Raw genomic sequence first — 19,767 nt, 5'->3', positions numbered from 1 at the left:
GCGTCAGAGCACCGCGTGGCCGGTGATGAGCGTCGGCAGCCAGGTCGAAAAGGCCGGGACGTAGGTCACCAGGGTGATGGCGATGAAGATGGCGAGGTAGTACGGCCATGCCGTCCTCGTCGCCTCGCCGATCGAGATCTTGCCGATCGCACACCCGATGAACTGCACCGTGCCCACCGGCGGATGCACCAGGCCGAGCGCGCAGTTGAGCAGCAGCATCATGCCGAACTGCACCGGTCCCACGCCCATCTGGATCGCCAGCGGCAGGAACAGCGGCGTCGTGATCAGGATGTGCGCCGCCATGTCCAGGAAGATGCCCAGGAAGATCTGGATGATGTTGATGTAGAGCAGCATCAGCCAGGGCGTCGTCGTGGCGTAGAGCAGGGCCGACTCGATCGTGTCGGGTATCTCCAGGTAGGCCATCTGGTAGCGCAGCATGTTCGACACGCCGATCAGCAGCAGGATCACACCGGTGGTCTTGGCTGCCTTGGCCAGCGACTTGAACAGCTTGGCACGCGTCATCGTGCGGTAGATGACCACGGTGAGGATCAGCGAGTAGGTCACGGCGATGGCCGCCGCTTCGGTCGCCGTGGCCACGCCCTCCATCACGCAGAACAGGATGATCACGATCACCAGCAGCCCCGGAATCGCGGAGATGAAGGTGCGCAGCACGGCGCCCCAGCCCGGGAAGCGCTCGACCGCGGTCGAGCCGTCGGCGCGGCGCGGGTAACCGTATTTCGCGGCCTGCCAGTACGCGGCGACCAGCATGCAGACCATGATCCAGAACACCGGCACCAGCCCGGCGAACATCAGGTCGCCGATCGACACGCCCTTGATCACGTGGCCACCGATCTCGCCCACGGCCGCCTGCGCCGCGAACGCATAGATGATCATGTTGTGCGAGGTGGGCATCAGTGCTCCCGACAGCGAGGCGTGCGTCGTCACGTTGACCGCGTAGTCGGCGCCGTAGCCCTCCTTCTTCATGATGGGGATCATCACGCCGCCCATGGCCGAGGTGTCGGCCACCGGCGAACCCGAGACGCCGCCGAACAGCGTGGAAGCCACCACGTTGGCCAGGCCGAGCCCGCCCTTCCAGTGGCCGACCAGGCTGCGCGCGAAATTGACGATCTTGTCGGCGATGCCGCCGTGCAGCATCAGCTCGCCGGAAAAGATGAAGAACGGAATGGCCAGGAACGAGAACACGTTCATGCCCGAGACCATCATCTGGATGGCGGTCTCGAAGGGCAGGCCCTCGAAGGCGAAGGTCATCAGGCAGCTCAGGCCGATCGCGAAGGCGACTGGCATGCCCAGCAACAGGAACACCAGGAAACTGAGGGAAAGAACGGTCAGTGCCATGAGGGAACGACCTCTTTGCCTGTGAATTGGGCAATCATGTGTTCGAGCGAAAACAGGGTGATGAGGAGGCCGGCGATGATCACCGGCAGGTAGCGGTACGACTCCGAGATGCCCAGCGTCGGGATGGTGTCGTGGTGCGTCGAAACCGCCATCTCGCCGGCCCCGGCGAACAGGGCGACCGCGAACGCGACGCTCAGCACGTAAACGATGAACCTGCACCAGAACTGCGCCTTGTCGGGCAGCACCTTCACCAGGGAGTCCAGCCCGATGTGGCCGGCATCCCGCACGCCGGCGGAAGCCCCGAACATCGCGACGGAAATCACCAGCAGCAGGGCGACCTGTTCGACATAGGCCGGCGAATCGTTGAAGACGTAGCGCATGACCACGCCATAGACGACCACGCCGAGCAGGGTGACCAGGCAGACGCACGCGAGGTACATCACCCAGCGCGACAGGCGCGCATTCAGTTGGGTAAACAGGTTCATCGCCGGAGCGTCACTTCGTGTTGACGATTTCCTGGACCAGGGCCTTCAGTTCGGGCGTGGTGGAGAACTTGTCCCACACCGGCTTCTCGATGTCGACGAAGCTCTTGCGGTCGATGTCGGCGGCGGTCACGATCTTGGCGCCGCCCTTCACGACGGAGGCCTTGGCATCCTTCTCACGGGCTTCCCAGAGCTTGACGTAGTAGGGGACCGAGTCCTTCGCCGCCTTGCGGATCGCGGCCTGCTCTTCCTTGGGCAGCGTGTCCCAGATCTTCTTGGAGAACACCAGCACCTCGGGTGTCATGACGTGCATCGTCTCGGAGTAGACCGGGGCGGCTTCGAAGTGCTTGGCCTCGTCGTAGGACGGGTAGTTGTTCTCTGCCGCATCGACCAGGCCGGTCTTCAGGCCGGTATAGACCTCGGCGATCGGCATCGGCGTGGGCGATGCGCCCAGGGCGCTCACCAGGCTCACCATCAGGTCGGAGGGCTGCACGCGGATCTTCAGGCCCTTCATGTCGGCGACGGACTTGATCGGCTTCTTGGCATACACCGAACGCGCGCCGCTTTCGTAGAAGCAGAGGCCGATGAAGCCGGCCTTCTCGAACGAGGCCAGGATCTTGTCGCCGGTCGGACCGTACATGACCGTGCGGAAGTGCTCGATGTCGCGGAACAGGAAAGGCAGCGACGGGATGACCGAGTCTGGCACGATGCCGTGGAACGACGCGGAGCTGACGCGCACCATGTCGAGCGCGCCGATCTTGACCTGCTCGACCGTGTCCTTCTCGGAGCCCAGCGAGCTGTCGGCGAAGATCTTGATCTTGTCCTTGCCGCCCGTGGCCTTGGCCAGGTCGTCGCTCATCTGCTTCACCGCCATGTTGGTCGGGAAGTCCTTGGCGTGGACCTCTGCCGAACGGAAGTCGCGCGCATGGACTGCGGCGGCGGACAGTGCGAGGACTGCACTGGCGATCACACTCAGAAGCTTGTCTTGTTTGATTTTCATTTGTCTTCCTTGGATTGAATGGAGACCCTCGTCTCCGATGCGCTGCTGACAGAGAAACTCGAGCCGGGTCCGCGTGCGTCGACCGCTCAGGCGAACGGGCCTTGCGCCGTGAAGGCGCCGCCCTGGTAGATGGCATTCGGGTCGGTGGGCGCCACCGCGGGCTGGGCTTCCACCTTGTCGCGGAACACTTCCGAGCTGTCCTGCGGAACGAACCCCAGGTGCGCGGCGGCGCTGTTGTCCCACCACAGATCGCGGTTGGCCGACATGCCGTAGACCACCGTGTGCTTGACGTCGGGCACGAACAGCGACTTCTCCATGAGCGTGGTCAGGTCGCGGTAGCTGAGCCAGGTGCTCATCATTCGGCGATTGAGCGGCTCGGGGAATGACGATCCGATGCGGATGCTGACCGTCTCGACGCCGTAGCGGTCGAAATAGAACTGCGCCATGTCTTCGCCGAAGGACTTGGAGAGGCCGTAGTAGCCATCGGGCCGGCGCAGGGCGCTGGCGTCGATGTGCTCGTCCTGCCGGTAGAAGCCGATTGTGTGGTTGGAGCTGGCGAACACCACGCGCTTCACGCCATGGCGCCGCGCAGCTTCGTAGACATGGAAGACGCCGCGGATGTTGGCTTCGAGGATCTCCTCGAAAGGCCGCTCGACCGACACGCCGCCCAGGTGGACGATCGCGTCGCAGCCGGCGACCAGCGCGTCCACGGCCGCCTTGTCCGACAGGTCGCAGGGCACCACTTCTTCCTGCGCATCGACGGCAGGTGACAGCGATGCGATGTCGGAAAGCCGAAGCACGTCGGCAAAGGGTTTCAACCGCTCGCGCAGTACCTTGCCCAGGCCGCCTGCGGCGCCGGTCAGCAGCAGCCGGTGCACGCGATGTGCGGGTTCGGTCGCGGGGTGGGGCGAGGCATCACTCATCGATTTGTCTCATAGGTTATCTGTTGTCGTACAACTTATGAGGGGATTATCATGACCGCATGCCAACCGTGTCAACAGCAGTTCCCTCCATGCCTGACGCGTCGACGACGCCGGGCTTGTCATCCGGCGCTGCGGCGCGTCCAAGGCAGCGCGGCAGGGGGCTGGCGCATACGCTGGTCGACGACTTCGGTGCGCGCATCCGCGACGGCGCGCTGCGCCCCGGCGACAAGCTGCCGACCGAATCGGAAATCATGCAGGCCTTCGGCGTCAGCCGGACCGTGGTGCGCGAGGCGCTCTCGAAGCTGCAGGCGGCCGGGCTCGTGGAGACGCATCACGGCATCGGCACCTTCGTGCTTCAGCAGCGTGCCAGCGGCGTGTTCCGGCTCGATGCCGGCGACATCGCGACGTCGGTCGACGTGCTGGCCGTGCTCGAGCTGCGCATCAGCCTGGAAACCGAATCGGCCGGGCTGGCGGCGGCGCGCCGCACCGACGAGCAGCTCCTGGCCATGCGCCAGGCGCTCGACGAATTCGAGCGCAACGTCGCGATCGCGGGCGACACCGTTGCGCCCGATTTCCGCTTCCATCTGCAGATCGCACAGTCGACCGGCAATCCGTATTTCGCGGACATCATGAGCCACCTCGGCACGGCGGTCATCCCGCGCACGCGGATCAACGCGATCCGCAACCAGGACAAGGGCGGCGTGTACCTGAGCCGCGTGAACCGCGAGCACGAGGAGATCTATGCGGCGATCGCGCGGCGCGACGCGGAGTCGGCGCGGGCCGCCATGCGGATCCATCTGACCAACAGCCGCGAGCGGCTGCGTGTGGCGCAGGAGGCGGCGCGGTCGACCGCCGGCGGCGGAGCGTAGCGCGCTGCCGCCGGCCGCCTGCGCGGTCGCGGTGTCCGGGGGGCGTCGAGGATCGGGGCGATTCGCCCGATGCAGGTCGAACGCTGGACAACTCATTCCTCTGGTTGTACGATGACTGATCACTTGGCCCCAATATCGCCACCTGACCACCAAGCACACTGGAGACAAGACATGAGCCCAACACGTCGCGACATGCTCGCCGCCGCTTTCGGCGTTTCCGCACTGGCGGCGCTGCCGCTGCAGGCTTCCGCACAGGCCGCCGCCTGGCCGTCGAAGCCGATCAAGCTGGTCATTCCGTACCCGCCGGGCGGTTCGTCCGACATCATTGCGCGCTTCATCAGCCAGCCGCTGTCCGAAGCGCTCAAGCAGACGGTGATCGTCGAGAACAGGCCGGGGGCCAACGGCAATCTGGGCGCGGAGTTCGTCGCGCGTTCGGCACCCGACGGCTACACGGTGCTGCTGTGCGACGTGGGTGCGCTGGCGATCAGCCCGTCGGTCTACACCAAGCTGTCGTTCGACCCGTCCAAGGACCTGCGCGGCGTTGCGATGCTGGCGTATTCACCGCACCTGCTGGTGGTGCATCCGTCGGTCAAGGCCAACAACCTGAAGGAACTGATCGCGCTGTCGAAGACCGGCGACCTGAACTTCGCGGTGACGGCCACCGGCAGCGCGCCGCATCTGGCCGGCGTGGCGCTGGAGCGCGCCAGCGGCGCCAAGTGGACCTACGTGCCCTACAAGGGTGGCGTGCAGGCGGTGCAGGACACCGTCGCCGGCCAGACCCAGGTGCTGATGAACGGCATGCTCGCCACGCTGCCGCAGGTGCAGGGCGGCAAGCTGAAGGTGCTGGCCGTCTCGAAGGGCACGCGCATGCCGCTGATCGGCGACGTGCCCACCATTGCCGAGCAGGGCGTGCCGGGCTTCGAGTCGGGCACCTGGCAAGGCGTCAAGGTCGCGAAGGGCACGCCGGATGCGATCGTGCAGCGCCTGAACAAGGAGCTGATCACGATCATCCGTTCTCCCGACATCCGCTCGCGCCTCGCTGGCCAGGGGGCCGAAGTGGTCACCATGGCGCCGGCCGAGGAAGAGCAGTTCTTCAACAAGGAACGCGCGCGCTGGGCCCAGGTCGTGAAGGACGCGGACATCCGCATCGACTGACGCCCGTGCGCCGGACGGCATCGCCGTTCGCGTGCCACCGGCCGGCCTCGACCCAACCTCTTTGTCTCCTTTCTCATTCATCTCTCACCACTTCAAGAAGAACACCATGAGCTTCAACCCACAGGAACTCAAGTCGATCATGGGCTCCGGCCTGCTGTCGTTCCCCGTCACCGACTTCGACGCGCAAGGCGACTTCGACGCCAAGGGCTATGCCAAGCGTCTCGAATGGCTGGCGCCCTACGGCGCCACCGCGCTGTTCGCCGCGGGCGGCACCGGCGAGTTCTTCTCGCTCACGCCGGACGAGTACCCCACCATCATCCAGACCGCAGTCGACGTGTGCCGCGGCACGGTGCCGATCATTGCCGGCGCCGGCGGCCCGACGCGCCAGACCATCCAGTACGCGCAGGCGGCCGAGAAGGCCGGCGCGCACGGCATCCTGCTGATGCCGCACTACCTGACCGAAGCGGGTCAGGACGGCCTGGCCGCGCATGTCGAAGCCGTCTGCAAGAGCGTCGACTTCGGCGTGATCATCTACAACCGCGCGCAGGCCAAGTACAAGCCCGACACGCTGGCGCGCCTGGCCGATCGCTGCCCGAACCTGGTCGGCTTCAAGGACGGCGTGGGCGACATCGAGGCGATGGTCTCGGTCTACCAGAAGATGGGCGACCGCTTCAGCTACCTGGGCGGCCTGCCCACGGCCGAGGTCTATGCCGCTGCGTACAAGGCGCTCGGTACGCCGGTGTATTCGTCGGCCGTCTTCAACTTCATCCCGAAGACCGCGATGGACTTCTATGAAGCGGTGCGCACCGACGACCTGGCGACCCAGCATCGCCTGCTGAAGGATTTCTTCATGCCGTACCTCGACATCCGCAACAAGATGGCCGGCTATGCGGTGAGCATCGTGAAGGCCGGCGCGACGATCGTCGGCCACGGCGCCGGCCCGGTGCGCCCGCCGTTGACCGACCTGAAGCCCGACGAAGTCGAAGCCCTGCGCGCACTGATCGACAAGCTCGGTCCGCAATGAGCACGCCGGTCGTCACCGAGCTGCGCGTCGTGCCCGTCGCGGGCCACGACGGCATGCTGATGAACCTGAGCGGCGCGCACGGCCCGTTCTTCACCCGCAACCTGCTGATCCTCAAGGACAGCGCCGGCCACACCGGCGTGGGCGAGGTGCCCGGCGGCGAGAAGATCCGCCAGACGCTGGAGGACGCGCGCGCGCTGATCGTCGGCCAGCCCATCGGCCACCACAACGCGGTGCTCAACGCCATGCGCGCCCGCTTCGCCGATCGCGACAGCGGCGGCCGCGGCCAGCAGACCTTCGACCTGCGCATCGCCATCCATGCGGTGACCGCCGCCGAGGCGGCGCTGCTCGACCTGCTGGGCCAGCACCTGGACGTGCCGGTGGCCGCGCTGCTCGGCGAAGGCCAGCAGCGCGACGCGGTGCAGATGCTGGGCTATCTGTTCTATGTCGGCGACCGCCGCAAGACCGACCTGCCGTACCGCAGCGAACCCGATGCCGGTGACGACTGGTTCCGCCTGCGCCATGAAGAAGCCATGACGCCGCAGGCGATCGTCCGGCTGGCCGAGGCGGCGCATGCGCGTTACGGCTTCACCGACTTCAAGCTCAAGGGCGGCGTGCTGCGGGGCGAGGAAGAGGTCGATGCGATCCGTGCGCTGCACGAGCGCTTTCCGCAGGCGCGCGTCACGCTCGACCCGAACGGTGGCTGGCTGCTGAAAGATGCGGTCCGCATCACGCGCGACCTGCACGGCGTGATGGCCTATGCCGAAGACCCGTGCGGCGCCGAAGGCGTGTTCTCGGGCCGCGAAGTGATGGCGGAATTCCGCCGTGCCACCGGCCTGCCCACCGCCACCAACATGGTCGCCACCGACTGGCGCGAGATGGTGCACAGCCTGTCGCTGCAGTCGGTCGACATCCCGCTGGCCGACCCGCACTTCTGGACCATGCAGGGCTCGGTGCGCGTCGCGCAGCTGTGCCAGGCCTGGGGGCTGACCTGGGGCTCGCATTCGAACAACCATTTCGACGTGTCGCTCGCGATGTTCACGCACGTGGCCGCGGCGGCGCCGGGCCAGGTCACGGCCATCGACACGCACTGGATCTGGCAGGACGGCCAGCGTCTGACCAAGGCGCCGCTGCAGATCGAAGGCGGCTACGTGCAGGTGCCCCGCAAGCCCGGCCTGGGCGTGGAGCTGGACATGGTCGAGGTGGAAAAAGCCCACCAGCTGTACCTGCAGCACGGCCTGGGCGCGCGCAACGACGCGCAGGCCATGCAGTACCTGATCCCGGGCTGGCAGTTCGACAACAAGCGGCCTTGTCTCGTTCGTTGAATACACTGGTTTTTCGCAGTTCACTGGACATCTGATGCAACAACACGACAACCTCATCGGCGGCGAATGGACGAAGGGCGACAGCTACAGCCCGAACCTGAACCCGTCCAACCTCGGCGACACGATCGCCGAATACGCCCAGGGCAATGCAGCGCACGTCGATGCGGCCGTTGCCGCCGCCACGGCCGCCTTCCCCGCCTGGGCGACGGGCAGCATCCAGGCGCGCTCCGACGCGCTCGACAAGATCGGCACCGAGATCCTCGCGCGCCGTGAAGAGCTCGGCACGCTGCTCTCCCGCGAGGAAGGCAAGACCAAGGCCGAAGGCATCGGCGAGGCCACCCGCGCCGGCCAGATCTTCAAGTTCTTCGCCGGCGAATGCCTGCGCCTGTCGGGCGAGCTGCTGCCTTCGGTGCGGCCGAACATCGGCGTCGAGATCACGCGCGAACCGGTCGGCGTGGTCGGCCTGATCACGCCGTGGAACTTCCCCATCGCGATCCCCGCATGGAAGATCGCGCCGGCATTGGCCTTCGGCAACTGCGTGGTCCTGAAGCCGGCCGACCTCGTGCCGGGCTCGGCCTGGGCGCTGGCCGAGATCATCAGCCGCTCGGGCATCCCGGCCGGCGTGTTCAACCTGGTGATGGGCCGCGGCAGCGTCATCGGCAATGCGCTGGTCGGCCATCCCGGCATCCATGCGATCAGCTTCACCGGCTCCGTCGGCGTGGGCCGCGCGATCGGCATCCAGTGCGTGACGAACCAGAAGAAGGTCCAGCTGGAGATGGGCGGCAAGAACCCGCAGGTCGTGCTGGACGATGCGGACCTGAACCAGGCGGTCGAGTTGAGCGTGCAGAGCGCCTTCTATTCCACCGGCCAGCGCTGCACGGCGTCGAGCCGGCTGATCGTCACCGAAGGCATCTACCCGAAATTCGTTGACGCGATGAAGGCGCGCATGGCGAAGATCAAGGTCGGCGACGCGCTGGCGCAGGGCACGGACATCGGCCCGGTGTCGAGCCAGAGCCAGCTCGAGCAGGACCTGAGCTACGTGGAGATCGGCAAGGCCGAAGGCGCCACGCTGGCGGCCGGCGGCGATCGCCTGAAGCTCGACACGGACGGCTTCTACATGGCGCCCGCTCTGCTGGTGGACACCGGCAAGGCCATGCGCATCAACCGCGAGGAGATCTTCGGCCCGGTCGCGAGCGTGATCAAGGTCAAGGACTACGAGGAAGCGCTGGCCACGGCCAACGACACCGAGTTCGGCCTGTCGGCCGGCATCGCGACGACCAGCCTGAAGTACGCCACGCACTTCAAGCGCCACAGCCAGGCCGGCATGGTAATGGTCAACCTGCCGACCGCGGGCGTGGACTACCACGTGCCCTTCGGCGGACGCAAGGGTTCGAGCTACGGTCCGCGCGAGCAGGGCCGGTACGCGCAGGAGTTCTTCACCACCGTGAAGACGGCCTACACCCTGGCCTGATCAGGCAGGCTCGGCGTCCGGCGTCGGCAGGCGCCGGACCGCCACGGTCCTGATGCGTTGCGCATCGGCATCCGCGACGGTGAATTCATAGCCGTCGTGCTCCCACAGCGCGCCCTTCGCCGGCAGCCCGCCGAACTGCACCAGCAGCAGGCCGGCGACCGAGGTGTAGCTGTCGTCCTCGCTCAGCAGCCCGTGCGTCTGCAGCGCCTGTTCGAGCAGGTGCAGGTCGGCGGCGCCGCTCACCGTCCAGCTGTCGGTGCCGGTCTGCAGGATCTCCAGCGTCTCGTCCTCGTCGGGGAACTCGCCGGCGATCGCTTCCAGCACGTCGATCGGCGTGACCACGCCCTTCAACGTGCCGTGCTCGTCGTTCACCAGCGCGAGCTGGCCGCGCGCACCGCGCAGCGTGTCGATCAGGCGGATCACCGCGGTCGACTCCGGCACGTAGATCGGCGGGCGCAGCCCGCCTTCCGCATCGATGCGGCCCTGCGTCAGCAACTGGCCCAGCAGGTCCTTGGCGCGCGCCACGCCGACCACTTCGTCGAGCGAGCCGCGGCACACCGGGAAGATGCCGTGCGGCGTGTCGAGCAGTTGCGCGCGGATCGCGTCCGGCGCGTCGTTCAGGTCGACCCACGAGATGTCGGAACGCGGCGTCATGATCGAGCGCACGTTGCGCTCGGCCAGCGACAGCACGCCGCTGACCATGTTGCGCTCCTCGACGGCGAAGGCCGGCTGGTCTGCCTGTGTCTCGGTGCCGGGCCCGTCGGCCATCGGCTCGCCGCGCGTCCGGCCGCCGAGCAGGCGGATCACCGACTCCGCGGTGCGCTCGCGCAGCGGGCGCCGCGCCTCGTGCCGCAGCGCGTTGCGCTTGGCCCACTGGTTCAGCGCCTCGATCAGCACCGAGAAGCCGATCGCGCCGTACAGGTAGCCCTTCGGGATGTGGAAGCCCAGGCCTTCCGACACCAGGCTCAGCCCGATCATCAGCAGGAAGCTCAGGCACAGCACGACCACGGTCGGATGCGCATTGACGAAGCGCGTGAGCGGCTTCGACGCCCACAGCATGATGCCGATGGAAATCACGACCGCGGCCATCATCACCGGCAGGTGGTCGACCATGCCGACCGCGGTGATCACCGCGTCGAGCGAGAACACGGCGTCGAGCACGACGATCTGCGTGACCACCAGCGCGAAGCCCGAATACGCCGTCGGCCCGCTGGCCGCATGGCTGACGCCTTCGAGCCGCTCATGCAGTTCGGACGTGGCCTTGAACAGCAGGAACAGCCCGCCGATCAGCAGGATCAGGTCGCGGCCCGAGAAGCCCTGGCCCATCACATGGAACAGCGGCGTGGTCAGCGTGACGAGCCACGACACCACCGACAGCAGTGCCAGCCGCATGACCAGCGCGAGGCTCAGGCCGATCACGCGGGCGCGGTCGCGCTGGTGCGGCGGCAGCTTCTCGGCCAGGATCGCGATGAAGATCAGGTTGTCGATGCCGAGCACGATCTCCAGCAGGACGAGCGTGGCCAGGCCCAGCCATGCGGCCGGGTCGGTGAGGAGTTCGATCATGTGTCGCGTCCGGTGGCGTGGCCGCTGCAACCGCACGGGCGCTGGCCGGGGCGGAAGGAGAGGGCGGACGGAAAGGTCGAGGCGGAGATGCTGGCGCGGGCCAGCTCCGTACTGGGAGGTTCTGAAGACGTGTGCACCTGCAAAAGTCTACCGGCGGCGCCGGCCGGTGCGCACTTTGCCCTTGGCGGGCCAAGGACAACGGCAGCGTTTTCGCCGCCACCGGGCGACACTGCCGGGCACTCTCCGCGCCCCTTCATGCCGCGTCGTGCCGCCTGCATTCGCCTCGGCGCCGGCCGGCGCACATCGTGCTTTCCCGATCCCATGACAGAAATTCCACGGCCCCATCCGCGCTGGTCCGCGCTTCTCCTGGCGGCTGCCGCTGCGCTGTGTCTGGCCGCCTGCGACGGCTATCCCCAGCAGGACGCGCCCCGCACCGTCGCGTTGAGCCCGGCCGCGCACCTGGCGGCGCTCAACGCCTACCTGCGCAGCGATGCCGGCCCCGCGAGCGAAGCGCCGCGCCTGCTGGCCTACGACTCGGCCTGCGAACTCGAGGTCGAGGAGCGCGGCAGCGCGCGCGGCCAGCGCACGCCGGTCGAGATCGACGCCATGCGCGTGACCCTCAGCCGCGACAAGGACTCGGGCCGCTATGCGGTCGAGCTGGCGTCGGCCGTGCCCGACGGCACGCGCGCCTACCGCGTCGAGGTCGGCGCCTGGGTCGACGCCGTCGCCTTCCGCGCGCACTTCCAGCAGCTGCAGATGGTGTGCGCGGCGCAGCGGCCGGCCGAGGGCTGAGCGCACAACGACCGCGGCCGTTCAGGCCGCCAGTGCCGCGGGCATCGGCGCACTGTCTTCCGGTGCCGTGCCGGATGCGGTGACATCGCTCCGCAGCCGTGGCGTCGCAGCCAGCAGCGCACGCGTGTAGGCATGCTGCGGCCGGTCGAACACGGCGTCGCGGCTGCCCTGTTCGACGATGCGCCCGCGCTCCATCACCACCACGCGGTCGGCGATCTGCTCCACCGCGGCCAGGTCGTGGCTGATGAAGAGGCAGGCGAAGCCGTGGTGCGCCTGCAGGTCCTGGAAGAGCTGCAGCACCTGCGCCTGGATCGTCATGTCGAGCGCCGACACCGGCTCGTCGGCGACGACGAACGCGGGGCGGCGCACCAGCGCGCGCGCGATCGCCACGCGCTGCCGCTGACCGCCGGAGAGCTCGTGCGGAAAGCGCTGGCCCAGTGCCGCGAGCCCGACCTCGTCCAGCATCTCGTTCACGCGCCGCGCGCGGGCCTTGGCATCGAGCGCGGGCAGGTGGCGCAGCGGCTCGGCGACGATCTGCGTCACCCGCATGCGCGGGTCGAGGGACGAGAACGGGTCCTGAAAGACCAGCTGGCAGGCGAGCCGGAAGGCATGCAGGGCCTCGCGCCCCGCGCTGCGGATGTCGATGCCGCGGAACAGGATGCGGCCGTCCTGCGCCGGTGCCAGCCGCAGGATCGCGCGCCCCAGCGTGGTCTTGCCCGAGCCGCTGCCGCCCACCAGCGCCACGGTTTCGCCGGTGTCGATGTCGAGGTCGAGCGTGTCGATCACACGTTGCGGCGGATGACGGCGCAGCAGTCCGGCGCGCGCGCCGGGGTAGCTCACGCACAGGCCGCGTACCTGGATCAGCGGCACCGGCATGGCGGCCGGCGGCTTGGCGGCGGTACGCCGCGGCAGCGCGTCGACCAGCTTGCGGGTGTAGGGCTCGCGCGGCGCGAGCAGGATCTGCGGCACGTGGCCGGTCTCGACCAGCCGGCCCTTCTCCATCACCACCGCGCGTTGCGCGTAGCGGCCGACCAGGCCCAGGTTGTGGGTGATCAGCAGCACGGCGGTGCCCTGGTCGCGCGCCAGCGCCACCATCAGGTCCATCACTTCGCGCTGGCTCAGGTTGTCGAGCGCGGTGGTGGGCTCGTCGGCGATCAGCAGGCGCGGCTGCAGCAGCATCACGCTGGCCAGCATGATGCGCTGGCGCATGCCGCCCGAGAACGCATGCGGATGGGCATTCAGGCAGCGCTCCGGGTCGTCGATCTGCACGCGCCGCAGCATGTCGATGCAGCGTCGCCGGATCTCGGCGGCCGACAGCTTCGTGTGCATGCGCAGGCCCTCGGCCATCTGGTCGCCGATGCGGTGCACCGGGTTCAGCGACACCATCGGCTCCTGGAACACCATGCCGATGCCCGGGCCGCGCAGCGCCCGCATCGAGGCCGCGTCCAGCTCACCGAGGTTGGTGCCGTCGAGCTGCACGCTGCCGCCCGTCTGCACGATGCCCGGCGGCAGCAGCCGCAGGATGGCGCGCGCCGCCATGGTCTTGCCGCTGCCCGATTCGCCGACCACGGCGAGGAACTCGCCGGGCCGCACGTCGAACGATAGGTCCTGCACGATCGGTTGGCCGCTGCCCTGCACGGCCAGGTCGAGGTGGCGCACCGACAGCACGTGCGCCGCGGCGGGAGGTTCGGCGGCCCTCATGACCGTGATGCCCTCGGGTCGAGCCGGTCGCGCAACGATTCGCCGAGCAGGTTGATGCCGAGCAGCGTCAGCGCGATGCACACGCCGGGCACGATGCACAGCCACACGGCGGTCAGCATGTAGGGCCGTGCGCCCGACAGCATGTTGCCCCAGGTGGGCGCGGGCGGCGGCACGCCGAGCCCGAGAAAGCTCAGCGCGCTTTCCGACAGCAGCACCCAGCCGAACATGCTGGTCGCCAGCACGGCGATCGGGCCGAAGCAGTTGGGCAGCACGTGGCGCCACATCGTGTAGAGCTCCGAATTGCCGATCATCCGCGACGCCTCGACGTACTCGCGTTCGCGCAGCGACAGCACGGTGCCGCGCACCACGCGCACCACCGAGGGCGTGTAGGCCAGGCTCAGCGCCAGCACGATGCCCCACTTGTTGGCGCCGACCACGACCATCACGCCCAGCGCCAGCAGCAGCCCGGGAAAGGCCAGCAGCGCGTCGTTGAAGGCCATCAGCACGCGGTCGGTCCAGCCGCGCAGGAAGCCGGCCGCGACGCCCACGAGCAGCCCCAGCGCCACGGCCAGCGCCACGGTGAGCAGCGCGACCAGGCAACTGGTCGCGGCGCCCTGCAGCGCGCGGCTGGCCACGTCGCGGCCGAACTCGTCGGTGCCCAGCCAGTGCAGCCACGAGGGTGGCCGCAGCTTGGCGCGCAGGTCGATGCGCAGCGGGTCGTAGGGTGTCCAGACCGTGGCCAGTGCGGCCAGGCCGAGCAGCGCGGCCACCAGCCCGCCGCCCAGGATCGTGTGTAGTTTGGGTTTCACTGTGCGGTGACTCGCGGGTCGAACAGCGGATAGCACATGTCGACGATCAGGTTGATGACGACGTAGATGAAGGCGGTGAACAGCAGGCAGCCCTGCAGCACCGGGTAGTCGCGCGCGAAGATCGCGTCGACCATCAGCCGGCCCAGGCCCGGCAGCGTGAAGACCGTCTCGAGCACGGCGATGCCGCTCAGCAGGTGGCCCAGCATCAGCCCGATCAGCGTGAGCGTCGGGTTGAAGGCGTTGGGCAGCACGTGGCGGCGCAGCACCTGGCTCTCGGGCACGCCCTTGGCACGCGCATGCGTCACGTATTCGAGCCGCAGGATCTCGATGGCGCTGGCGCGCGACATGCGCGTCAGCACGCCGGTCTCGATCAGCGTCAGCGTGGCGATCGGCAGGATCACGTACAGCAGGCCCTGCGACAGGTTCTCCGACATCGGCACATAGCCGACCACCGGCAGCCACTGCAAATGCTGGCCGAAGAACAGCAGCAGCAACAGGCCGAGCCAGAAGCTCGGCACCGACAGCATCAGCGTGGCGGCACCGACGATCGCGAGGTCCAGCGGCCCGTCCTTGCGCCAGGCGGCGACGAGGCCGGCCGGCACCGCGATCAGCGCGGCGATCGCCACCGCGGCCAGCACGATCACGGCGCTGATCTGGAAGCGCTCCAGGATCAGCGGGAACACCGGCTGGCCGTTGGTGATGGTGACGCCGAGGTCGCCGCCGACGGCGTTGCGCAGCCACAGCAGGTACTGCGCGGGCAGCGCGAGGTCGAGGCCCATGCGCCGGCGCATCGCATCGATCTGCGCCGGGTCGGCGCTGTCGCCCAGCATCAGCTGCACCGGATCGCCCGGTATCAGCCGCATCAAAAGGAACACCGCCACCGACACCAGCAGCAGCGTGGGGATCGCCATCGCGATCCGCCGCAGGAGATAGGCAGGCATCGCGACTCAGGACCGCGAATCGAAGCGCACGTTCCAGAACCGGGCCTTGGCGGTCGGCCAGCCCTTGAAGCCCGTCACGTTCTTGCGCATGGCCGTGGTGTCGGCACCGTTGAACAGCACGATCAGCGGCACGTCCTCCAGCATCTGGCGGTGCATCTCGTCGAACAGCTGCTGGCGGCGCGCGGTGTCGGCGCTGGCGATCGACTCGACCAGCCGCGTCTGCGCATAGGCGCTGTCCCAGAGCTTGGCCGGTCGGGTGGCCTTCGGGCCGGTCACCATGTCGTAGCTGAGCGACGGGTCGACCCGCGCCGAATAGATGAAGGACATGGCCTGGTACTGGCCCTTGGTGTAGCGGTCGAGCTGGGTCGCCCAGTCGAGCACCTCGATGTCGATCTTGATGCCGGCGTCCGCCGCCATCGCCTGCGCCAGCACCGCGATGGTGTAGAGCGCCTCGTAGCGCTTGTTGGCTACCAGCTTGATCGGCTCGCCCTTGTAGCCGGCCTCGGCCAGCAGCTTCTTCGCGGCGACCAGGTCGCGCTTGTAGCCGGTGGCCTGCACCTTGTCGTGGAAGGCGCTGGCCGACGGGATCACCGAGTTGTTGACCGCCGACATGCCCTCGGACGCCGAGCTGGCGATCTCCGCCGTGTCGAGCGACAGCGCCAGCGCGCGGCGGATCCGCACGTCCTTCAGCAGCGGGTCGTTGGTCTGCATCAGCAGCGCGATCATCGACATCACGGGCGTGGTCTCCAGCGTGAGGTCCTTGCGGCCGCGCATCTCCATCACGTCCGACGGCGCCGGCGTCATGAAGACGTCGATCGCGCCGCTGTAGAGCGCGGCCTTGGCGGCGGCCGAGTCGGGAATGACGACGAAGCGCACGTTGTCGATCTCGGCCTTCTTGGCGCCGGTCAGGCCATCGCGCGGTTCGGTGCGTGCGCTGTAGCCGTCGAACTTCGTCAGCTCGATGTACTGGCCGCGCTTCCATTCCTTGAGCTTGTAAGGCCCGGTGCCGACCGGCGCGATCCATTGGCCGTCGGCGCCGACCGAGCTGCCGTGCAGGATGGCCGTGCCGCCGCAGTCGGGCCGGGCCATGGTCGACAGGAACAGGCCACTCGCGCGCTCGAGCTTCATCACGACCGTCTTCGGGTTGGGCGCCTCGACCGACAGCACCTTGGTCACGCCCTTGCCGTCGAACTCCGGCAGACATCGCCAGCCGGTCTCGGGCTTCATGTAGCGCTGCCAGCTCCACAGCACGTCCTGCGCCGTCAGCGTGGCGCCGTTGTGGAACTTCACGCCGTCGCGCAGCGTGAAGGTGTAGGTCAGGCCGTCGGTCGAGATGTCGACCTTGCTCGCGAGCAGCGGGCCGACCGAGGTGTCCTCGCGCAGCGCGACCAGGCCCTCGACCGTGTGCAGCATGATCGTGTCGGTGTTGTCGTCGCGGTTGCCGCCCGGCTCGGTCGACCGGATGTCCGAGTTCACCTGCACGCGCAGCGTGTTGGCCGAAGGCTGCGCGATGGCGGTGCCGGCGGCCAGGCAGATGGCGGCTGCAAGCAGCGGCCTCGTCCAGCCGGCGCGGAGGTGCGCGCGGCGTGGCGCAGCATCGGTCGGCGGCGCTTCCGCGGGCAAGCGGGCTCTGGGAACATTCATGGCAACACTCCTGTCGTGGGCTGTCGGGTCAAAGGGAATATTCGGTGAAGCGATGGGCGCGGAACGGCGCCGGTGCGATGCGCATCTTTCGGGCGGCCGGGTCGATCAGCAGCGTGGCGACCGTCGCGGACGACGCGCCGCCGGGCCCGGCGCTCGGGCTGCGGCAAACCGCGCGCGGTGCACCGAAGCGGTCCTGCAGCGCGTCGAGCACGTCCTGCCCGGTGATGTCGCCGGCGCGGGCGCGCAGGTGCGCGGTGACGCGGCGGTCGCGGTAGAGCGAGTCGGGCGTGGTCTCGAGGCTGCGGTCGTTCACCCGCGCCAGCGCACCGATGGTCTTGAAGTGGTTGGCATGCACCAGCAGGCCGGCGTCCGGCTGCTGCCAGAACACCTGCTGCGGACTCGTCTCGAGGCTCACGGCCTCGCCGTCGCCGTGCGTGATGATCATGTTGTTGGAGATCGAGCGCGCGCTGCGGCACACCACGCCGAGCGCGTCGGCGTACAGCGCCGACTTCAGGATGCCGCGCCGGATCAGCGGCAGCGGCACGCCCTGCTGGCCACCGTCGCCATCGGCCTTGATGAAGTTGCCCGTCACCGCGATGCCGTGGGCATTGACGCCGGCGCGTGCCAGCGTGCCGGCCTCGGCGAAGGTCAGCATCGCCGGTCCGTTCTCGGGCTGGATGCGCAGCACCACGCTGATGTCGAGGCTCTCGACCCGCCAGTCCCAGTTCTGCGCATGGATCAGCCGGCCGTCGCGCGCGGCCTCGGGCATCACCACCACGCCGGTGCAGCCGTCGGGCGGCTCGGCGGCTTCGAGTTGCGCGAAGGCGTAGAGCAGTTCGCTGCGCGCGTTCAGCGCCACGATGTCCTCGAGCGTCACCTCGGCGCCGGCCGCGATGCCTTCCATCTCGCGCAGCATGTCGGCGTCGAAGGCGCCGATCATCGGCACGAAGCGGCGCGCCAGCGCATGCGTGCGCGCCCAGTCCAGCCCGACGCGGGCGAACGCGGCGCGGTAGGTCTGCAGGCTCAGCGCGATGCGGTCGCCGGCCGCGCGGCCGTACTGCCGGCCGCACTGGTGCGCGTCGCCTTCGATGTCGTAGAGGGGGAAGGATTCGATGGTCATCGGAAGTCGGTCTGTTGCGGGCTGAGCGGGCGGATGGGCGCGTGCCGTCGATGTCGGCGCGTCAGCGCGGTGCGGCGCCGGCCACCGCGAGGATCGACGCCCGCAGCGTGCCGATGACCTCGTCGACGTGGCCGCGCGTGAAGGTGAAGGGCGGCGACAGCGCGATGGTGTCGCCCACCGGGCGGACCAGCACGTTGCGCTCCAGGCACTGCTGCGTGACCGCCTGCGCATGGTTGCCGACCGAGCCGTCACGTGTCGCAAGTTCCACGCCGGCCAGCAGGCCGATGTTGCGGATGTCGATCACGCCGGGCAGGTCCCTGAGCGAATGCAGCGCGTCCTCGAAGTAGGGCGACAGTGCGGCCGCCTGGTCGAACAGGCCGTCCTCGGTGTAGCAGTCGAGCGTGGCCATGGCGGCGGCGCAGGCCAGCGGATGGCCGGAGTAGGTGTAGCCGTGCAGCAGTTCCACGCTGTCCTCGCTGCCCCGCATGAAGGCCTGGTGCACGCGGTCGCTGACCAGCACCGCGCCCATCGGCACCGCGCCGTTGGTGAGGCCCTTGGCGGTCGTGATGATGTCGGGCACCACGCCGAACAGGTCGGACGCGAAGCGCGCGCCGACGCGGCCGAAGCCGGTGATGACCTCGTCGAGGATCAGCAGCACGCCGTGCTTGCTGCAGATCTCGCGCAGCCGCTTCAGGTAGCCCACCGGCGGCACCAGCACGCCGGTGGAGCCGGCGACCGGCTCGACGATCACGGCGGCCACGGTCGACGGGTCGTGCAGCGTCAGCAGCGCCTCGAGCGCGTCGGCCTTCTCGATGCCGAAGGCCGGCTCGCCGCGAGAGAACGCGTTGCGCGCCAGGTCGTGCGTGTGCGGCAGGTGGTCGACGCCGTTCAGCAGCGGGCCGAAGGTGCTGCGCTGCCGGCCGATGCCGCCGACCGAGATGCTGCCGAAGCTCACGCCGTGGTACGAGCGCTCGCGGCCGATCAGCCGGTAGCGGCCTGCGTCGCCGCGCGCCCGGTGGTAGGCCAGCGCGATCTTCAGCGCGGTGTCGACCGACTCCGAACCCGAGTTGGTGAAGAACACATGGTCCAGGTCGCCGGGCGCCAGGTCGCCCAGGCGCGAGGCCAGTTCGAACGCGCCGGTATGGCCCATCTGGAAGCTCGACGCGTAGTCGAGCGTGTCGATCTGCGCCTTCAGCGCGGCACTGATGCGCGGGTTGCGGTGGCCGGCGTTGACGCACCAGAGCCCGGCGATGGCGTCGAGCACGCGGCGGCCGCCGACCATGTCGTAGTACAGCCCTTCGCTGCCCGCGATCAGCTGGGGTGCGCGCTTGAATTTGCGGTTGGGGGTGAAGGGCATCCAGAAGGCGTCGAGCGACGGCGTGGTTGCGGCGGCTGCACCGTTGGGCACGGCTGGAGTGGCGAGGGATGACGAGGCGTCGGCAAGTGCCATGGGATGGTTTCTCCGTTGTGGCGGTCCGTGTGTCGGGCCGTCGTGGAGCGGAATCTTAGGAACGGAAATTGTTTTTTCGAGCCGGTATGTACATGGTTTTTGGCGTGGCAGAAATACAAAAGAGCCGCGATCATCGAGCCCGTCG

Annotated in this window: 17 protein-coding genes; 6 read left to right on the top strand and 11 right to left on the bottom strand. The window is 68.4% G+C overall.

What is annotated here, in order from left to right; genetic code table 11:
• Positions 1 to 3: 3 nt before the first annotated feature.
• The 4 genes from AC07PZ_RS20680 to AC07PZ_RS20665 all read right to left on the bottom strand — a co-directional run bounded on the left by AC07PZ_RS20680 (position 4) and on the right by AC07PZ_RS20665 (position 3,761).
• Positions 4 to 1,356, bottom strand: a complete 1,353-nt coding sequence (locus tag AC07PZ_RS20680) for a TRAP transporter large permease (RefSeq protein WP_495296997.1) — start codon at positions 1,354 to 1,356, stop codon at positions 4 to 6.
• On the bottom strand, positions 1,347 to 1,841 hold the full coding sequence (locus tag AC07PZ_RS20675; RefSeq protein ID WP_495296996.1) for a TRAP transporter small permease: 495 nt from the start codon (positions 1,839 to 1,841) through the stop codon (positions 1,347 to 1,349). The genes AC07PZ_RS20680 and AC07PZ_RS20675 overlap by 10 nt, the downstream gene beginning before the upstream one ends.
• Before the next feature lie 10 nt (positions 1,842 to 1,851).
• Positions 1,852 to 2,838 carry a TRAP transporter substrate-binding protein gene (locus tag AC07PZ_RS20670; protein WP_495296995.1) on the bottom strand — a complete coding sequence of 329 codons (987 nt, stop codon included), beginning with the start codon at positions 2,836 to 2,838 and terminating at the stop codon, positions 1,852 to 1,854.
• 86 nt (positions 2,839 to 2,924) lie between these two features.
• On the bottom strand, positions 2,925 to 3,761 hold the full coding sequence (locus tag AC07PZ_RS20665) for an NAD-dependent epimerase/dehydratase family protein (protein ID WP_495296994.1): 837 nt from the start codon (positions 3,759 to 3,761) through the stop codon (positions 2,925 to 2,927).
• Between the two features lie 89 nt (positions 3,762 to 3,850).
• On the opposite strand from AC07PZ_RS20665, the gene AC07PZ_RS20660 reads away from it, so the two are divergent.
• The 5 genes from AC07PZ_RS20660 to AC07PZ_RS20640 all read left to right on the top strand — a co-directional run bounded on the left by AC07PZ_RS20660 (position 3,851) and on the right by AC07PZ_RS20640 (position 9,602).
• The gene (locus AC07PZ_RS20660) at positions 3,851 to 4,630 is read left to right on the top strand and encodes a FadR/GntR family transcriptional regulator (protein ID WP_495296993.1); all 780 of its coding nucleotides are present in this window, start codon (positions 3,851 to 3,853) and stop codon (positions 4,628 to 4,630) included.
• 171 nt (positions 4,631 to 4,801) lie between these two features.
• On the top strand, positions 4,802 to 5,785 hold the full coding sequence (locus AC07PZ_RS20655) for a Bug family tripartite tricarboxylate transporter substrate binding protein (protein ID WP_495296992.1): 984 nt from the start codon (positions 4,802 to 4,804) through the stop codon (positions 5,783 to 5,785).
• 106 nt (positions 5,786 to 5,891) lie between these two features.
• Positions 5,892 to 6,809: a 5-dehydro-4-deoxyglucarate dehydratase gene (kdgD, locus tag AC07PZ_RS20650; protein WP_495296991.1), complete on the top strand. Its 918-nt coding sequence runs from the start codon at positions 5,892 to 5,894 to the stop codon at positions 6,807 to 6,809.
• Positions 6,806 to 8,131 carry a glucarate dehydratase gene (gene gudD, locus AC07PZ_RS20645; RefSeq protein WP_495296990.1) on the top strand — a complete coding sequence of 442 codons (1,326 nt, stop codon included), beginning with the start codon at positions 6,806 to 6,808 and terminating at the stop codon, positions 8,129 to 8,131. The genes kdgD and gudD overlap by 4 nt, the downstream gene beginning before the upstream one ends.
• A 34-nt stretch (positions 8,132 to 8,165) precedes the next feature.
• Entirely contained in the window at positions 8,166 to 9,602 is a 1,437-nt protein-coding gene (locus AC07PZ_RS20640; protein WP_495296989.1) for an aldehyde dehydrogenase family protein, read from the top strand.
• On the opposite strand, the gene AC07PZ_RS20635 is transcribed toward AC07PZ_RS20640, so the two are convergent.
• Complete coding sequence (locus AC07PZ_RS20635) at positions 9,603 to 11,162, bottom strand: TerC family protein (RefSeq protein WP_495297099.1); 1,560 nt, start codon at positions 11,160 to 11,162, stop codon at positions 9,603 to 9,605.
• Positions 11,163 to 11,486: 324 nt separating this feature from the next.
• Here AC07PZ_RS20635 and AC07PZ_RS20630 point away from each other — a divergent pair, with 324 nt between their 5' ends.
• Positions 11,487 to 11,957 (top strand): hypothetical protein, encoded by a 471-nt coding sequence (locus AC07PZ_RS20630; protein WP_495296988.1) that lies wholly within the window; start codon positions 11,487 to 11,489, stop codon positions 11,955 to 11,957.
• Between the two features lie 21 nt (positions 11,958 to 11,978).
• Here AC07PZ_RS20630 and AC07PZ_RS20625 read toward each other — a convergent pair whose 3' ends face one another.
• The 6 genes from AC07PZ_RS20625 to aptA all read right to left on the bottom strand — a co-directional run bounded on the left by AC07PZ_RS20625 (position 11,979) and on the right by aptA (position 19,622).
• The gene (locus AC07PZ_RS20625; RefSeq protein WP_495296987.1) at positions 11,979 to 13,658 is read right to left on the bottom strand and encodes an ABC transporter ATP-binding protein; all 1,680 of its coding nucleotides are present in this window, start codon (positions 13,656 to 13,658) and stop codon (positions 11,979 to 11,981) included.
• Positions 13,655 to 14,467 carry an ABC transporter permease gene (locus AC07PZ_RS20620; protein ID WP_495296986.1) on the bottom strand — a complete coding sequence of 271 codons (813 nt, stop codon included), beginning with the start codon at positions 14,465 to 14,467 and terminating at the stop codon, positions 13,655 to 13,657. The genes AC07PZ_RS20625 and AC07PZ_RS20620 overlap by 4 nt, the downstream gene beginning before the upstream one ends.
• A complete protein-coding gene (locus tag AC07PZ_RS20615; RefSeq protein ID WP_495296985.1) occupies positions 14,464 to 15,408 on the bottom strand; it encodes an ABC transporter permease in 945 nt (314 codons plus the stop codon). Before AC07PZ_RS20615 ends, AC07PZ_RS20620 begins: the two co-directional genes overlap by 4 nt.
• A gap of 6 nt (positions 15,409 to 15,414) precedes the next feature.
• Positions 15,415 to 17,052, bottom strand: coding sequence for an ABC transporter substrate-binding protein (locus AC07PZ_RS20610; protein ID WP_495296984.1), 1,638 nt, complete (start codon positions 17,050 to 17,052; stop codon positions 15,415 to 15,417).
• A 28-nt stretch (positions 17,053 to 17,080) separates the two neighbouring features.
• A complete protein-coding gene (locus tag AC07PZ_RS20605; protein WP_495296983.1) occupies positions 17,081 to 18,172 on the bottom strand; it encodes a C45 family autoproteolytic acyltransferase/hydrolase in 1,092 nt (363 codons plus the stop codon).
• A 61-nt stretch (positions 18,173 to 18,233) separates the two neighbouring features.
• On the bottom strand, positions 18,234 to 19,622 hold the full coding sequence (gene aptA, locus AC07PZ_RS20600) for an omega-aminotransferase AptA (RefSeq protein WP_495296982.1): 1,389 nt from the start codon (positions 19,620 to 19,622) through the stop codon (positions 18,234 to 18,236).
• Positions 19,623 to 19,767 lie beyond the last annotated feature (145 nt).

Source organism: Variovorax sp. GW821-FHT10B04, from assembly GCF_059415645.1.
The sequence above is the reverse complement of the archived record's forward strand: the minus strand, read 5'-3'. Positions and strand labels throughout refer to the sequence as shown.